The sequence below is a fragment of the Veillonella sp. 3_1_44 genome (assembly GCF_000163715.1).
Taxonomy (GTDB): domain Bacteria; phylum Bacillota; class Negativicutes; order Veillonellales; family Veillonellaceae; genus Veillonella; species Veillonella parvula_A.
In genome coordinates, this window is record NZ_GG770200.1 from 540344 (window position 1) to 556131 (window position 15788).

17 protein-coding genes and 9 tRNA genes are annotated in these 15788 nt (G+C 39.6%); 24 read left to right on the forward strand and 2 right to left on the reverse strand.

All coding sequences use genetic code 11. The annotated features are described in order from the left end of the window. The first annotated feature begins 8 nt into the window (after positions 1-8). The 13 genes from HMPREF0873_RS06145 (at position 9) to HMPREF0873_RS06205 (ending at position 5545) form a co-directional block, all read left to right on the forward strand. Positions 9-1355 (forward strand): MATE family efflux transporter, encoded by a 1347-nt coding sequence (locus tag HMPREF0873_RS06145; protein WP_008714952.1) that lies wholly within the window; start codon positions 9-11, stop codon positions 1353-1355. 107 nt (positions 1356-1462) lie between these two features. Then, positions 1463-2350, forward strand: coding sequence for a prephenate dehydrogenase/arogenate dehydrogenase family protein (locus tag HMPREF0873_RS06150; RefSeq protein ID WP_008714958.1), 888 nt, complete (start codon positions 1463-1465; stop codon positions 2348-2350). Positions 2351-2473: 123 nt separating this feature from the next. Then, on the forward strand, positions 2474-3511 hold the full coding sequence (cobT, locus tag HMPREF0873_RS06155; protein WP_008714959.1) for a nicotinate-nucleotide--dimethylbenzimidazole phosphoribosyltransferase: 1038 nt from the start codon (positions 2474-2476) through the stop codon (positions 3509-3511). Then, positions 3508-4626, forward strand: a complete 1119-nt coding sequence (locus HMPREF0873_RS06160) for a nicotinate-nucleotide--dimethylbenzimidazole phosphoribosyltransferase (RefSeq protein ID WP_008714960.1) — start codon at positions 3508-3510, stop codon at positions 4624-4626. Before cobT ends, HMPREF0873_RS06160 begins: the two co-directional genes overlap by 4 nt. Positions 4627-4826: 200 nt before the next feature. Then, positions 4827-4901: transfer RNA gene (locus HMPREF0873_RS06165), tRNA-Gly, on the forward strand. A 5-nt stretch (positions 4902-4906) separates the two neighbouring features. Beyond that, positions 4907-4982 (forward strand) — tRNA-Asn (locus HMPREF0873_RS06170). Between the two features lie 3 nt (positions 4983-4985). Further along, positions 4986-5061, forward strand: a tRNA-Lys gene (locus HMPREF0873_RS06175). 5 nt (positions 5062-5066) lie between these two features. After that, a tRNA-Glu gene (locus tag HMPREF0873_RS06180) sits at positions 5067-5141 on the forward strand. A gap of 5 nt (positions 5142-5146) precedes the next feature. Beyond that, a tRNA-Val gene (locus HMPREF0873_RS06185) sits at positions 5147-5222 on the forward strand. Positions 5223-5225: 3 nt separating this feature from the next. Continuing rightward, positions 5226-5300 (forward strand) — tRNA-Gly (locus tag HMPREF0873_RS06190). A 7-nt stretch (positions 5301-5307) separates the two neighbouring features. After that, positions 5308-5383 (forward strand) — tRNA-Asn (locus HMPREF0873_RS06195). An 8-nt stretch (positions 5384-5391) separates the two neighbouring features. Continuing rightward, positions 5392-5466 (forward strand) — tRNA-Glu (locus HMPREF0873_RS06200). A gap of 3 nt (positions 5467-5469) precedes the next feature. Continuing rightward, positions 5470-5545: transfer RNA gene (locus HMPREF0873_RS06205), tRNA-Val, on the forward strand. A gap of 235 nt (positions 5546-5780) precedes the next feature. On the opposite strand, the gene HMPREF0873_RS06210 is transcribed toward HMPREF0873_RS06205, so the two are convergent. Continuing rightward, positions 5781-6104, reverse strand: a complete 324-nt coding sequence (locus tag HMPREF0873_RS06210) for a YnfA family protein (RefSeq protein WP_008714961.1) — start codon at positions 6102-6104, stop codon at positions 5781-5783. A gap of 155 nt (positions 6105-6259) precedes the next feature. Then, positions 6260-7159 (reverse strand): LysR family transcriptional regulator, encoded by a 900-nt coding sequence (locus HMPREF0873_RS06215; protein ID WP_004695178.1) that lies wholly within the window; start codon positions 7157-7159, stop codon positions 6260-6262. 297 nt (positions 7160-7456) lie between these two features. Between HMPREF0873_RS06215 and rpsD the strand changes: the two genes are divergently transcribed. The 11 genes from rpsD (at position 7457) to HMPREF0873_RS06270 (ending at position 15464) form a co-directional block, all read left to right on the forward strand. Further along, positions 7457-8044 (forward strand): 30S ribosomal protein S4, encoded by a 588-nt coding sequence (rpsD, locus tag HMPREF0873_RS06220; RefSeq protein WP_008602541.1) that lies wholly within the window; start codon positions 7457-7459, stop codon positions 8042-8044. A gap of 73 nt (positions 8045-8117) precedes the next feature. Continuing rightward, on the forward strand, positions 8118-8879 hold the full coding sequence (locus tag HMPREF0873_RS06225; protein ID WP_038125702.1) for a PDZ domain-containing protein: 762 nt from the start codon (positions 8118-8120) through the stop codon (positions 8877-8879). Positions 8880-9073: 194 nt separating this feature from the next. Further along, positions 9074-9514, forward strand: coding sequence for a 50S ribosomal protein L13 (gene rplM / locus HMPREF0873_RS06230; protein ID WP_008714963.1), 441 nt, complete (start codon positions 9074-9076; stop codon positions 9512-9514). A gap of 20 nt (positions 9515-9534) precedes the next feature. After that, on the forward strand, positions 9535-9927 hold the full coding sequence (rpsI, locus tag HMPREF0873_RS06235; protein WP_004695188.1) for a 30S ribosomal protein S9: 393 nt from the start codon (positions 9535-9537) through the stop codon (positions 9925-9927). 385 nt (positions 9928-10312) lie between these two features. Further along, positions 10313-10891 carry a TMEM175 family protein gene (locus HMPREF0873_RS06240; RefSeq protein WP_038125724.1) on the forward strand — a complete coding sequence of 193 codons (579 nt, stop codon included), beginning with the start codon at positions 10313-10315 and terminating at the stop codon, positions 10889-10891. A 321-nt stretch (positions 10892-11212) separates the two neighbouring features. Further along, positions 11213-12004 (forward strand): enoyl-CoA hydratase, encoded by a 792-nt coding sequence (locus HMPREF0873_RS06245; RefSeq protein ID WP_004695189.1) that lies wholly within the window; start codon positions 11213-11215, stop codon positions 12002-12004. Positions 12005-12174: 170 nt separating this feature from the next. After that, positions 12175-12930 carry a 6-phosphogluconolactonase gene (gene pgl, locus HMPREF0873_RS06250; RefSeq protein WP_004695191.1) on the forward strand — a complete coding sequence of 252 codons (756 nt, stop codon included), beginning with the start codon at positions 12175-12177 and terminating at the stop codon, positions 12928-12930. 36 nt (positions 12931-12966) lie between these two features. Beyond that, positions 12967-13209: a twin-arginine translocase TatA/TatE family subunit gene (locus HMPREF0873_RS06255; RefSeq protein WP_004695192.1), complete on the forward strand. Its 243-nt coding sequence runs from the start codon at positions 12967-12969 to the stop codon at positions 13207-13209. A 14-nt stretch (positions 13210-13223) separates the two neighbouring features. Further along, on the forward strand, positions 13224-13532 hold the full coding sequence (locus HMPREF0873_RS06260) for a heavy-metal-associated domain-containing protein (protein ID WP_004695195.1): 309 nt from the start codon (positions 13224-13226) through the stop codon (positions 13530-13532). Positions 13533-13600: 68 nt separating this feature from the next. After that, complete coding sequence (locus HMPREF0873_RS06265; RefSeq protein ID WP_008714965.1) at positions 13601-14044, forward strand: cupin domain-containing protein; 444 nt, start codon at positions 13601-13603, stop codon at positions 14042-14044. A 16-nt stretch (positions 14045-14060) separates the two neighbouring features. After that, positions 14061-15464: a DASS family sodium-coupled anion symporter gene (locus tag HMPREF0873_RS06270; protein WP_008714966.1), complete on the forward strand. Its 1404-nt coding sequence runs from the start codon at positions 14061-14063 to the stop codon at positions 15462-15464. Positions 15465-15788 lie beyond the last annotated feature (324 nt).

The window sequence follows — 15788 nt, forward strand, 5'->3', positions numbered from 1 at the left end:
AGGTTTTTATGAAAGCATACGAAAAGGGGATTAGTCTATCTATCTGGACTTTGAGTTGGCCTATATTTATTGAAGTGTTCCTACAGATGCTAGTAGGTAATATAGACCAATTGATGATGAGTCACTACTCGCCTCAAGCGGTAGCAGCGGTAGCTAATGCCAATCAAATTTTAAATATCTTTATTATGCTCATCATCGTCATGAGTACAGCTACGACGATTTTGATTGCCCAATATTTAGGAGCGAGAAACCAGTCCAAGCTATCAGAGGTATGTACGGTCAGCTTAATGATGAATTTTCTCTTTTCATCTATAGCGGCAGTATTCTTTATTACTTGCCATGAATGGATCTTTACATGGCTAGGTATACCACCAGAAACGATGAGTGATACGTCGATATATACTACTATCGTTGCTGCAGGGCTACCGATACAAGCGATGTATTATGCGTTAGTAGCCGTATTTAGAGGTCACTCATTAACACGCGTTACCATGTACATTGCCCTTGTAATGAATATCATTCATATTCTAACAAACTATGTATTAATCTTTGGACATGGTCCAATACCAAGCCTTGGTGTATTAGGTGTTTCTATTTCAACATGGCTATCTAAAGTAGTAGGGCTCGTGATTATTGGATATACTTTTAAGAAATTATTAACCTTAGAGGTGAGCTTTAAATTCTTAAAACCATTTTCGTGGCATACGATTAAGTCTTTATTGCATATCAGTGTTCCTTCTGGTGGAGAAACATTGAGCTATCAATTATCTCAAACTACAATCATGAAAATGGTCAACATGTTAGGCTTAGCAGTTATTAATACTAAAGTTTATGTATCTGTTATTGCCATGCTTTGTTATGTATACACCATAGCGCTATCCAACGCTTCACAAGTTATCGTAGGTTTCCTAATGGGCGCTAAACGCCAAGAGGAGGTTACTAGTCGTGTATGGAAGTCCATGTATTTAGCGATTGCTATTAACGTAGGTCTTGCTACATTCTTCTATGTGACTAGTGATTTTGTTGTATCTGTGTTTACTTCGGATCCGGAAATCCTAGAGTTAGCACATAATGTATTACTGGTTGAGATCTTTCTTGAGTTAGGACGTGCAGTAAATATCGTTATGGTTGGTTGTTTGCAGGCTGCCGGTGATATTCGTACGCCTATGCTAGTGGGAATCTTTGGCATGTGGTTATGCGCCGTGCCATTATCGTATCTATTTGGTATTTATTGGGGTTGGGGCCTTGTTGGTATATGGATTGCCATGGCCGCTGATGAAATCTTGCGAGGTTTATTGTTTATATATCGTTGGTATAGCGGTAAATGGAGAAACAAGAATCTTATCGAAGCTTAATTTCATTTTCCCTAATTTTGATTTTCAATTAGCTAAATAATAATGTAATATAACTAGCATTATATTGGAGAATAGACATTGCTAGTTTTACTTGAAAGTAGGTTTATATGAGTAAGACAGTGGGCATTATTGGCTTAGGCCTATTAGGTGGATCCTTGGCAAAGGCCTTAAAGGAATATACAGATTATGAGGTAGTAGGCTATGCACGTCGTCAAGAGGTCTGTGATGCGGCCATTCAAGATGGTGTGGTAAAAGCTGCGTGGACTGAAGTTGAGCCATTGATTAAGAACTCAGATATCGTTGTGTTCTCCTTGCCACCTGATACAAATGCACGACTTTTTACTGAAACGGCTCATCTATTTAGACCGGGACAAGTCGTAACCGATGTATCTAGTGCGAAGGAAAATTTTGTACGAGCCGTTTATGAATCGATTCCTAAGGGGACCGTTTTCGTATCTGTCCATCCTATGGCAGGATCCGAAAAGGGTGGGTATGAAGTATCTCATAAAAACCTATTCAAAGGTATGGGCTGGATCGTGTTAGAAGATAAGGCATCTGATGTATATAGTGAAGAAGTAGCTCAAGAATTAGCTGACATGGGTCGTGCCTTAGGGTCTCGTATCGAGTTTGTCGATATTTATGCTCACGATGCATATCTGGCTATGGTTAGTCATATGCCTCACTTATTGGCCTCTATTTTAACACAAGTTTCGGGAGGCGATGAATTGGGCGAATTGCGTATGAAATTGTCCGCAGGGGGCTTTAGAGACTGTACACGTGTGGCTGGTGGATTACCATCTATGTGGCGCGAAATTATCTATGGAAATCGTCGTAATGTCATTGAAGGTCTCACACAAGTTGAAGCAGAAATTCAACGCGTAAAAGAAATACTTTTACAAGAGGATGACGGTCAAGAATTAGAAATCTATCTTGAACGAAGTCGCGAGATTCGAGGAAAGTTACCGTATTTAACTGGTCAAATCAAGGATAATTAAAATGGCGTAGTTTTGTATCCTATAAGAGAGTAAATGTAACTGAAAAAACATGACATATATCTAGAATCGTGTATACTATATATCGATATGAGTATGTAAATATATTATGTTAAGGGAGCTTTTATGAGTTTGTTACAAGAAACTTGTGGCGCTATTACAGGTCGCAGCTTAAAGATTGAACAACATATATTTAATAGCTGGAATGCAGAATCGCCGGTGGAACTATATGGTCGTCTTGTAGATGTTGTGGCTCAATATGGGGCTGCTACGAATCAAGAACAGGTAACCGTGCCAAAACCATGTATGATTATTGCTTCTGCGGATCATGGCGTAGCTGATATGGGGGTCAGTGCGTATCCCAAGGAAACAACTGTTGGGATGACACAAAATTATCTAATCCCTAAAGGGGCGGGTGCTAACTCCCTAGCTAATTATTGTGGGGCCCAAATGGAAGTTATCGACATGGGGATTGATGCGGATATGAGTTGGGTTCCAGGCCTTCGTAGTCATAAACTTGGGATGGGAACGAAAAACTTTGTAGAAGAGCCTGCTATGACGCGCGAACAAGCCGTGGAGGGCATCGAAACAGGGATTCGTCTAGTAAAAGAAAAAATCGATGAAGGCTTTAACGTATTTTTGGTAGGTGAAATGGGCATATCAAATACGACAGCTAGTGCCCTTATGACCGCTAAGTTTGCAGGACTTACAGCGGAAGAGGTGACGGGACGAGGAACGAATATTTCCGATGAACGACTCAAACTAAAACAGCGGATCGTTCATGATGTGCTAGAAAAATATAAGGATATTAGTAAGGATGATGCTCTTGGTATTTTATCGTCTGTAGGCGGTTTTGAATTTGCTTGTATTGTTGGTGTTATCTTAGGCGCTGCAGCAAATCATGGGTTAGTTATTATCGATGGATTTAATACATCGGCTTGTGCATTGGTGGCTAAAACATTGGCTCCAAAAGCGATGGATTATGTGATGGCATCTCATTTGTCTGCAGAAAAGGCGGCGAAGTCCTCCTTAGAAAATCTAGGCCTAGAAGCGTATGTAGACTTAGGGCTTTGTTTGGGTGAGGCCTCTGGCAGTTCGGTACAAATGGGGATGCTAGATCTTGCGGTGCATATGTATATGGCCATTACAGGAGGTAATAAATGAGAACTTTCAAAATTGAGCCGTTAGATACACAAGCAATGGAAACATGTCGATTCCGTATTGATAATTTGACAAAGCCCATCTATAGCCTGGCTACGTTAGAAACTATAGCGGAGCGTTTTGCAGGAATTTTAGGAGACCCTAAACCAAATCATTTGCGTCAAGGTGTGCTCGTTGTGGCAGCTGATCACTTGGTAGATGGACCGCAAAATGATCAACATGGTAGTGAAAGTTATGCTGCCATAAAACGCTTTAATGAGGGAAGAACAGCTACACAAGGGGCTGCAGCTAAATTAAATGCTGTTGTATATGTGGTGAATGTAGGTCTAGAACAAGACACTTCTGATTTAGCAAATATTGAGCAACAGGTGATTCGAAAAGGGTCTCATTTCTTTGGTGTAGAACCCGTTATTTCTCGAGATGAATTAGAGCGTGCTCTTGAGCTAGGTTTTACCTATGCAGATAAGTTACATAGAGATGGACTACAAGTGGTGGCGATTGGTAACGTAGGGGAGAGAGCTTTCTTAGATTCTCTCGTAACGACGGCTACTATTACAGGCTGTGCCTACAATGATATTCTCGTACACAATGAATGGGGACCTACAGTGGATGAACGTGCTGCTCATATTCATTCTTTTGTAGATCGATTTAATATTTCTGTGGATGATTGGTCTGCTATTAGTGAAAGTGAGCGCCGTGATGCGGTATTGCACTTGCTTCACATAGCGGGTGGTTTAGATATTGCATTTTTAACGGCCTTTATATTAGGAGCTGCTAGTCATCGCATGGCTGTAGTCTTTGATAATATAGTAACAGGTGCAGCTGTTTTAGCGGCGGTTACCATTGAACCGCTAGTTAAGGACTATGTGTTCCCGTCGGCTGCCTATGATGAGCCTATACATGATGAGCCCATACATAAGGAACAATGTCGCTTCTTAGGAGTAAAGCCTTATTTAGACTATAAACTGCTAATTGATGAAGCCTTAGGTTCTACCATGGGCCTATCTGTTATCAATGCATCTATGCATATGCTAAATGACATGAAAACCTTCGTTGAAGCGGAGGTGAGTGTAGCCGAAGATGGGGCTGGTAAAGGTAGACAAAAGAATAAAGAATAACCCGTTTTAAAGGGGGATTGTACCATCTCCCTTTTTCTTATGTGGGCGATGGTCTTTAAACCAATATTTACTAGCATTTTATGGAAAAACCATTGACACTATATGTGTAAATTGATATTATTATATGGCAGTCAGGACGGACTTAATTCATCCTTGACGACAGATTGATAATTATGTTATAGTAATTATCGGTTCTGTATGCGGGAATAGCTCAGCGGTAGAGCACCGCCTTGCCAAGGCGGGGGTCGCGAGTTCGAATCTCGTTTCCCGCTCCATACATTCCTCGATAGCTCAGTCGGTAGAGCAATCGGCTGTTAACCGATCGGTCGTAGGTTCGAGTCCTACTCGAGGAGCCATTTGACTCACTAGCTCAGTTGGCAGAGCACCTGACTTTTAATCAGGGTGTCCCGCGTTCGAGTCGCGGGTGAGTCACCATTTCTGGCCCGTTGGTCAAGCGGTTAAGACACCGCCCTTTCACGGCGGTATCCCGGGTTCGATTCCCGGACGGGTCACCACATATGGACGATTAGCTCAGCTGGGAGAGCGCCTGCCTTACAAGCAGGATGTCGGCAGTTCGATCCTGTCATCGTCCACCATTTGCGGGAATAGCTCAGCGGTAGAGCACCGCCTTGCCAAGGCGGGGGTCGCGAGTTCGAATCTCGTTTCCCGCTCCATAAACATTCCTCGATAGCTCAGTCGGTAGAGCAATCGGCTGTTAACCGATCGGTCGTAGGTTCGAGTCCTACTCGAGGAGCCATTTTTATTGGCCCGTTGGTCAAGCGGTTAAGACACCGCCCTTTCACGGCGGTATCCCGGGTTCGATTCCCGGACGGGTCACCACATGGACGATTAGCTCAGCTGGGAGAGCGCCTGCCTTACAAGCAGGATGTCGGCAGTTCGATCCTGTCATCGTCCACCAAAGCAAACGGTTATCTTCGGATAGCCGTTTTTTTAGTATGTAAAAAATACATATGGTCATGTAGATAAATAAAGGAGTACAACTGTTATAGTTGTACTCCTTTTGCTGTAATGCTTATATAGTTTTATGTAAAAAATATATAGTTGCTATGGTTGTACTTTCAAAATATATAGTTAGTTATTGTTATATCTAAAAAATATAAATTTTATTATAGTTATATCTGGAAACTACATATTTAACGTGGCGCATACATGATGATATATACACCTACGAGACATACAAGGCCGCCGATGATATCGTACGTATCTGGTCGTAAGCCGTCCACAAGCCAGCCCCATAGAATAGAGAGGGCAATGAATACGCCGCCGTATGCTGCATATACCTTACCAAAGCTAGCTTCTGGTTGGAAGGTAGGGATAATACCGTATAAAAATAGTATAAATGCACCTGCGATCAGGTAAATAGGTCCTTTGTCGTCACGCATGTAGAGCCATACGAGATAGCCGCCACCGATTTCCGCAAGTCCTGCTAGTATAAAGAATAGAATAGATAAGAGCATAGTAACCTCACTGTATTCTTACTATATTAATTGAAATCTATTCTCTATTTTACAACTTAGGACAAGAGAGGGCAATTGTTTTGCATAGATAGGTCATTTGTTGTTTATAGTAAAACCCCGTACACCAAAAGGTATACGGGGTTCTAGTAGTTTTATTATAAACGTGGTGGTGATTCGCTTTGTACATAATCCATGAAGGTATGCATAGTTTCTGTTTTAGAATTATTCTTCTTAAATGCGAAGCACACTTGTAGTTTGAATGGTTTTTCTAAAGGCACAAAGCCATCGTTGATGTTTAAAGAACTTAAAATTTGGCGTGCTACGATGCAACCAGATTTATTCTTTTGACAGTAGTCGATCATTGTATATGGATTGGATAGACGGCTACCGCGGATATGAAGGTTTTGTTGACCGTTCCCAACATAGTTTTTTAATGTGCGATACATAAAGTATTTAGGTGGATACATGAGCAGTGGTTGTTGCTGGATAGCTTTTAAACTGGCTGTTTCCATACCGTTCACTAAGTTTGGTGCATAGTATACAAATTCGTCTTCTCTAAGCGCGGTGGATTCGTATGCGGACATATCCTTATTATTTGGTAAATAGAGTAATGCAATATCGATGCGGTTTTCTCGCAAGTCGAGCATCAATTCTTCTTCTTCCATATCGTAAATACTAACAGAGAATTCAGGATGGTTTTGGAAAAAGTGGGAAACGTAACCGTTTAGACGGATATCCCCAAGACTACGTAATACGCCAATATTTAGAATTGGGCGTTCAACCTTGCTAGCCAAACGAATGGATTGGATAGCGCGTTCCAATGTGTCGAGAACTTGTTCTGCTTCTGGTAGGAATAACTCACCTTCTGGTGTTAAACGGCTACCTCTTGTAGAACGGGAGATTAATTTCACACCAACTAAACGCTCTAATTTTTTCATTTGAGCGCTGAAAGCTGATTGTGTAATATTCATAGATTGTGCAGCTAATGTAAAGCTTCCTGTTTTATTATAGGTAATAAAACTTTGTAGCTCTTGCATTGTAGGTAACTCTTTCATGTTATTCCCCCAACTTAGACATAAGACTCCAATGATACCTATTACCTTACTTATTCATATTGTAGCATACTATAATTGATTTTTCATCTAAATCTATAAAATATGATGAAACATGCACAATCGATATAGTGAGTAGTATTATCGTAAAAAAGTGTAATTAAAAATTGTGATTATGCACTTATTTCAATGACTTTCATAGGTATCGATAATTGACATAAGTAGATGAAAATGATATTATACTTGGGTACCATTATGTGTAGGTACAAGTTTATTTTAATCTTATGAGGTGATAATCACATGGCAACGAGAAGAGAGGCTCGATTCAAACTTTGTCGTCGCTTTGGTGTGAACGTATTCGGTCACGCAAAAGCCTTGAATCGCGTCAAAAAAGACCAACGTCAGAAGAAAATGTCTGAGTATGGCACACAATTATTAGAAAAACAAAAAGTTAAAGCTTACTACAACTTGCTAGAACGCCAGTTCGTACGCTATTATGATAAAGCGAAAAAAATGCAAGGTGTTACAGGTCAAAACATGTTGATCCTTTTGGAACAACGTCTTGACAACCTTGTATATCGCATCGGTTTCGGTAACTCCATTCGTCAAGCTCGTCAAATGGTAAACCATGGCCACATCTTGGTAAACGGCCGTCGCGTAGATATTCCTTCCTTCTCCTGCAAACCAGGCGATGTAATCGAATTACGCGAAGCATCTCGTGACAACGAAATGTTCAAAACCAACTTCCAAGAACTTCGTTCTTTCGAACTTCCTTACATTGAAAAAGACTTGGACGGCTTCAAAGCTACTTTCACTCGTCTTCCTCAACGTGAAGAACTTCCTATCGAAGTTAACGAAACACTTATCGTCGAATTGTACTCCAAATAATTTGGCGCTATTGCCCGCAGTGCTATGCACTGCGGGTATTTCTATATATTGTATTATTAAAAAAGGGCTAATTATGGTAATATCTAGATTAAAAAAATGGGCTTTATGTACAGGTCTATTAATATTATTTTCTCTATCTACTGCAATAGCTGCATCGATTCAAATCAATAATGCAACACCAATGGAAATTAAATCATATATTTTAATAAACAAAGAGTTGAGACATCCAAATTCGACAGTTACTTTAATTCCTCAGCAGGGAGTTAATGCATTACAAATAGGTAGCGATAGTTCTGAGATGATAGTATTTAACTCAGCGAAAAAGTTAAGAGTGGGATTGTTTGGTGAAGCTTCTGTAAAAACAAATCGCTATACATATTTTACTATATCTACATCTTTAAAGCATTTAGGTAGTGAGGTATCTTATTCTGAAAATGCTGAGCTATATAGTCTACAAAAAGGTGGCTTTGGTGTTGAAAGAACGAGCACTGATGAATCAGAAAGAATAATTTTAAATAAAATCAAACTACATTTTGATGGCGGATATACAAATGGATACACTCTTAGTCGTACAAAAGGTAAAAAAGGATATCCAATTGAAAAAATCGATCCTAATAGTCCTGCTGAAAAAGCTGGATTAAAAGTTGGAGATTTAATTGTAAAGGTCAATGGACAAAAGATTAAGTTTATAAAGGATACTAATACTTTTAATATTTCTAATAATATTGAGGCAAAAGAAAAAGAGATTGTAACGATAGCAAGTAATAGTGGTGTAGAGAAGGATATAACATTAGAAACGGGTTATTGGAATCCTAAAACTGGAATGTTTGAATAGGATATTATAGTCAATCCATGGGGCTCGTAAATAGATAGGCTTTAAGACAAAAATCATAGTAACTTTTAATTGACACAAACCCATAAAATCTGTATACTATTTTGAGTAAGCTTTAGTCGTGTTTCCATTAGCCCCGGAAGCAAAGGACAAGCTGATTTTGGTAGAATTATGACGTTATTAGGAGGATAAGCAGCATGAAAACTACATATATGGCCAATCCGAACACAATCGAACGGAAATGGTATGTTGTTGACGCTGAAGGTAAAACTTTAGGACGCCTTGCTGCCGAAGTTGCAAAAGTTCTTCGGGGCAAAAATAAACCAACTTTCACACCACACGTAGACACTGGTGACCATGTGATCGTTGTAAACGCAGAAAAAATTCGCGTAACTGGTAAAAAATTGGAACAAAAGGAATACTTCCGTCACTCTGGTTACCCAGGTGGTTCCCGTTTCACTAAATTGGGTATGATGCTTGAAAAACAACCTGAACGTGTTGTTGAGATGGCAGTTCGTGGTATGCTTCCAAAAAATAAATTGGGTGCACAACAATACCGTAAATTAAATGTATACGCTGGTCCTGAGCATCCACATGCAGCTCAAAAACCAGAAGTGTTAGAAATTTCCGTACGATAATCTAGAGGGAGGAATATATAATGGCAGTAGCACAATATTACGGCACTGGTCGTAGAAAATCTTCCGTTGCTAGAGTTCGTCTGGTACCGGGCACAGGTAAAATCACTGTTAACAAACGTGAACTTAATGATTATTTCGGTCGCCAAACTTTGGAATTGATCGTAAAACAACCTTTGAACTTGACTAACACAGTTGAACAATACGATGTAATCGCAACTGTAGCTGGTGGTGGTCCTTCCGGTCAAGCTGGTGCAATTCGTCACGGTATCTCCCGTGCGTTATTGGACGTAGATGGCGAACTTCGTCAATCTTTGAAAAAAGCTGGCTTCTTGACTCGTGACCCACGTATGAAAGAACGTAAAAAATACGGTCTTAAAAAAGCTCGTAAAGCATCACAATTTAGTAAACGTTAAAACTTACTTACATTTATTGAAAGCATTTCGTATCAAAAATACGGAATGCTTTTTCTGTTCACCCCAAATTTTTGTAATTAGGTGATACTTGAAATTGATACAAATTTGATTGTTCTTGATAAATCTAAGCAACAATAAGTGATCAAGTGAAAAGGGAGAAAATTGAAAGAAAATGTATCTTTGATAGTAGGCATTTATTGTGAAATATGATATATTTATTAATTAGATGAATGAATATTTCTAAAATTAAATAAGATATGACAGATGCATGTTTTTTAGTGTATCTTGTTTGTACTCAAAGTATGAAATGAATATCTATTATTTAAGATTAATAAATATTATACGATGAGATAGAATGCTACAAAATGAAAGGCGATGTAATCTGATGAAGAAAGATAGATTAATTGCATTGACAGATGCGGTTCTAGCAATTATAATGACTATCCTAATCTTAGAATTAGAAAAACCAACGACACCAAGTCTTCAAGCTTTTTGGGATTTACGGCAAAATTTCTTTGCTTATTTTCTTTCCTTTTTCTGGTTGGGATCGTTATGGATGGCACTAAACAAATTATGGGAAAAGGTTGAGAGAATTTCTCAAGAAGTTGTTTGGTGGAATTTGTATCTTTTATTTTTTGTTTCGTTTATGCCCTATGCTACTGGAATAGTTAGTAGTCATTTCATGAATCATACGGCACAGCTCTTTTATGGACTGATCGTTATTGTTTCAACGGTAGGAAACTGGTTTTTACATAAAGCAATTGATAAACCCAATATAGATCAGAAAGAATTACTTGAAGCTACCGCACAATATAGAAAGTTCTTGATACCTGACCTAATAATTAAAGGAGTGGGATTGATTCTATCCGCAATTGTCTATCCTCCGATTATGATGTATAGTGTTTTAATTGCGGCATTTTACGTCATAACTTTAAAAACACTATCTGAAAAAAAGAGTGGATAACTAAGCTGTTTTTAACTAAACTGAAACCCATACTTATCAAATACGGTCTTAAAAAAGCCCGCAAAGCAAGCCAATTCTCCAAACGTTAATATTTGGACAACAGGTCATTACACCTGCAGACAATGTCTGCAGGTGTTTTTGCATTATAGACTGTTTATAGCTTAGGTTTTATTTTTAGTTTATGGCGTATACGATTACCGTATTGTTTTGAATTTATTGGGTTATATAATTCTATCATTTACAGGGACATTTAATTCTCCTATAATAGATATATAATAATCGAATTTTTTCGAAAATAGATTTTTATATAGGAGAAATCATATGATTTATAATACAATTCAGTACGTAGTGGACAACGGTATTGGTACGTTGACCTTTAATCGTCCAACCGTAGCCAATGGTTTTAATATCGAGATGTGCAAGGAGATCCTTGAGGTCTTAGATAAAGCTCATAATGATGAAAGCGTTCGAGCGTTGCTCATCAATGCAGAGGGAAAGGTGTTCTCTGCGGGGGGCGATTTAACAGAGATGGAGCGCGCTGTAAACGAAGGGGATACTGAGTCTTTATTTGAAATTGTTGAGCTGGTAGCTGAGATTTCTATGGCTATGAAGAAGTTACCAAAACCTGTTATCATGAGCCTTCAAGGGGCTGCAGCAGGTGCTGCCTTCAATATGGCTTTGGCGGCGGACTTTGTTGTGGCTGCTAATAACGTACGCTTTATTCAAGCCTTCGTAAATGTAGGTCTTGCTCCTGATGCAGGCGGTTTATTCCTACTAACTCGCTCTATTGGTATGAACCGTGCTATGCATATTGTTATGACCGGTGAAGCCGTATCTGCTGAAAAGGGTAAGGAACTTGGCTTTGTGTATAAGGTTTGTGAATTAGAAGATTTAGAGACTGCTACAAGACGCCTTGTTGAGAAGTTGGCAAAAGGACCTGCACAATCTTATCGAGTTATGAAGGAAATGATGTGGAATAGCTTCTTAGCTGGCTGGGAAGAGTACAAGAAGTTTGAAGTAGAAAACCAATGTGCATTAGGTCTTTCAGAGGACTTTAAAGAAGGTGTACGTGCTTTCACAGAGCGTCGCCGTCCTAAATTTGGTCAACAATAATATTGATTTATGAATATACGGACTGGAATTTCCTGTAATTCATAGGTAAATACAAATATAATTAGAACCGATGTGGCTCCAACTATTGAGTTGCATCGGTTTTGCTTTCATTACACAGAAAAAGTGTATATAATAGAACTATTGAAATAGTTTTAGGAGGTCATTATTACATGGCTCAAGATACAATTAAATGTTATGATAGCCCTAGCGATGTAGTTCAAGCATTGGCAGAGGATTTTATTGCTTTCACCAACGAGGAAATCAATCGCACTGAAACGTGTGTTGTTGGTATTACGGGCGGGACTGTTATTAATGGTTTATTAGAATTGCTTAATTCCCCAGAATATATTGAACGCCTCAATTGGGAACGCATATTCTTTGTGTGGACTGATGAGCGATTCTTGCCGCAATCTCATGAGGATAATTACTTCAATCGCGTGAAACCTTACTTGTTGTGTAAGGCGAAAGGGGCGGCTCATTTCTTGCCAATCAATACAGATTCTAAAACTGTAATAGAAGCGGCAGCGGAATACGAGAAAGAGGTTAAGAATGTTCTCAAGGCCTGTAAAAAAAGTGGACTAGATTTGGCATTGCTCGATCTTGGAGAAGATGGTCATACAGCCGGTCTATTTGCAGGTTCTCATGCATTGCGTGTCACAGATCAAGAGGTGGTAGCTGTTGAGGATGGAAAGGTGTGGGAACGTATTTCTATGACCTTTTCGTTCTTAGCAAAATCTGATGCGGTTTGGTTTACCGTAACTGGTGAAAGTAAGCGTACTGCATTGACAAAGGTATTGTATCAACGCGAAGATTACGAGGATTTACCTTGGGAAAAACGCATTGGTCGTGTATTGCCTGGAGCGGTGCTTTCACAAAAAGCTATGACCTGGTATGTGGACAAGGCAGCCTATGATGATGTACACTAAAGAGTATAAGTAGTAGTAAAAATAAAGGAGATACATATGGGGTCTATAGGAACACCTGAATTAATAGTTATATTAGTGATTGCTCTAGTTATCTTCGGACCTGGTAAATTGCCTGAAGTCGGTAAAGCTATTGGTAAAGGCATCAATGAGTTTAAAGATGCTATTTCGGGGCCTAAAAAGGCTGTTGATGAAACGAAAGAAGCCGTTAAGAAAGCGACTACTATCGACGTAACAGCAGGGGCTAAGAACGACGATAAACATAAAGAAGCTAACGATTAATAGGAGGTAACACTATGTGCAAAGATTGTGGTTGTGGCGAAGATAATGGCGTTGTAACAAAGGTATTTACTGTACCGGGGATGATGTGTAACAACTGTAAAGAAACAGTTGAAGGGGCATCTCTAGGTTTGCCTGGCGTATTAAGTGCAGAAGTAGATTTGCCAGAAAAGACAGCTACCGTTTCTTTTGATCCAACAAAAGCATCTGTAGAAGTTATTACAAAAGCCATTGAACGAACTGGCTTTGAAGTGACAGGCGTTGCAGACGATGTACAAAAACATAGTCATGGATTACTAGGTACTTTGAAACGTCTCTTCAAATAATCGAACCGATGGAGCTGTATTGAAACCTTGTTTCGATGCAGCCCTTTTTTGTTTAAAGAGGTAATACGATGATACGTAAGTTTGATGCTAAAAATTTTAAGTGGGATGGTATCGAAACCTTGGTGTATAAACAAGATGGTAGTCCTTTTAAAGATGTAACACGTCAAGTATTATACGATGGTGCTTATGATATTCCGTGTCAATTCCGCTATTTTGAATGTTTGCCAGGGGGATATTCTACCTTAGAGTATCACGATCATACTCATATGGTTATGATATTCCGCGGCAAAGGGCAAGTCTTATTGGGCGATGAAATTCACGATGTAGAAGCTGGTGATTTTATCGAAATTCCCGGTAACACAATCCATCAGTTCCGTGCTAATAAGGACGATTATATTGGTTTTCTCTGCTTGGTAAATCAAGACCGGGATAAGGTGAAATTATTATCCCCTGAAGAGATGGAAATGTTACGAGCAAAACCTAAAATCAAAGAATTCTTGGAAAGTTGTTGAGTCTGGTGGAGGTTCTATGAATACTTTTACACGAGCGGCCCTTACCGTTTTAGTGGGCCTCGTTATTTGGTTTTTACCTCATACAGAGGCAATCAAGCCTGAAGGTTGGCATTTATTAGCTATCTTTACGGCTACTATTGTGGGCTTTATCTTACGTCCCTGGCCAACGGGCATTATGGCGCTTTTTGGTATTGTTGTAGCCGTAGCCACTAATTCTATCACTATGGTACAGGCTCTAGGTGGCTATGCAGAGGCGAATGTGTGGCTTATCGTAGCGGCGGTATTCTTTTCACGAGGTATTATTAATTCTGGTCTTGGTAAGCGTATTGCGTACACCTTGATTCGCTCCTTTGGCACAAGCTCATTAAAGCTTGCCTATGCGTTGGCTTGTACGGACTTGATTATTTCTCCAGCTACACCATCTAATACGGCGCGTGGAGGTGGTATTGTATTCCCCATCGTACAAAATATTTCCTTAGCTTTTGGTTCTGAACCTTATGGTAATACGGCCCGCCGCATTGGGGCGTACTTGATGACGACAGCACATACTATTAACACTATTACTGTGACAATCTTCTTGACCGCATGTAGCGGTAATTTGCTTATTACGTCTTTAGGTGCTAAACTGTTTGGCTATGATATATCTTGGTGGGAATGGTTCCAAGCAGGTGTCATTCCTGGTGTGATTTGTATGATTTTGATGCCTTGGTTCATCTATAAAATCTATCCACCAGAAATCAAGGAAACACCAGAGGCTGCTGCAATGGCTCAAAAAGAACTAGATGCTCTTGGACCTATTACGAAGGCTGAAATTTCTGTTGCTATTATCTTTGTACTTTGCATCTTGCTTTGGGCTACAGCAATTTGGACTAAGCTTCATCCTACAGCTGTTGCGATGATGGGGGTTCTGGCGTGTGTTGTGACTGGCTCTCTTAGGTGGGAGGATATTTTGGGTGAACGCACCGGTTGGGATATCCTCATCTGGATGGGTACGCTTGTGGGCATGGCTGGGCTGCTTGGTAAACTCGGTGTAGTAGCTGTGTTTGCAGACTTTATAAGTCAACATTTAGCTGGCTTCGATTGGTTCTGGGCATCCTTTATCATTTCCGCTACCTTTGTGTATTCTCAGTATTTCTTTGCCAGTGGTACGGCGCGTATTACGGCTCTGTTCTCCGCCTTTGCAGCTATTTTAGTGGCGATGGGGGCTCCTATTCCGTTTACAATATTGCTCTTTGGTTTGATGAACAGCCCTGGCTGTACATTGACTCACTATAGTTCAGGTGTAACACCAATCTTCTTCGGTGCTGGTTATGTGCCACAAGGTACGTGGTGGCGCGTAGGCCTTGCCATTTCTGTGGTAAGTTTCCTCATTCATTTCTGGGGCGGCACTTTTGGCATGTGGCTCTTTGGTATTTTATAATATATTCAATCCCTCACTACGGTGAGGGATTTTTCTTGTTATATCTATATTTTTTATACCTTACTAGGTTTGCTATAGTTTTTGGGTATGGTGAACTTCATAAAAAAACTATGATGAATCTATAGAATTTATTGTGAATTATCTTGCGCGGGATAATATAACGTGTTATTATTATTCCGTGATTATTATTACAGAATATTTTAGGAGGAAACATGTTAGGTTTAGTCATTAGCTTATTGATTATTGCGCTAGTCGTGATTATTAATGACATTCGAATTATGAACAACAACTTAACACGTTTTTGTCTTAGAAGTTCCGCGAATG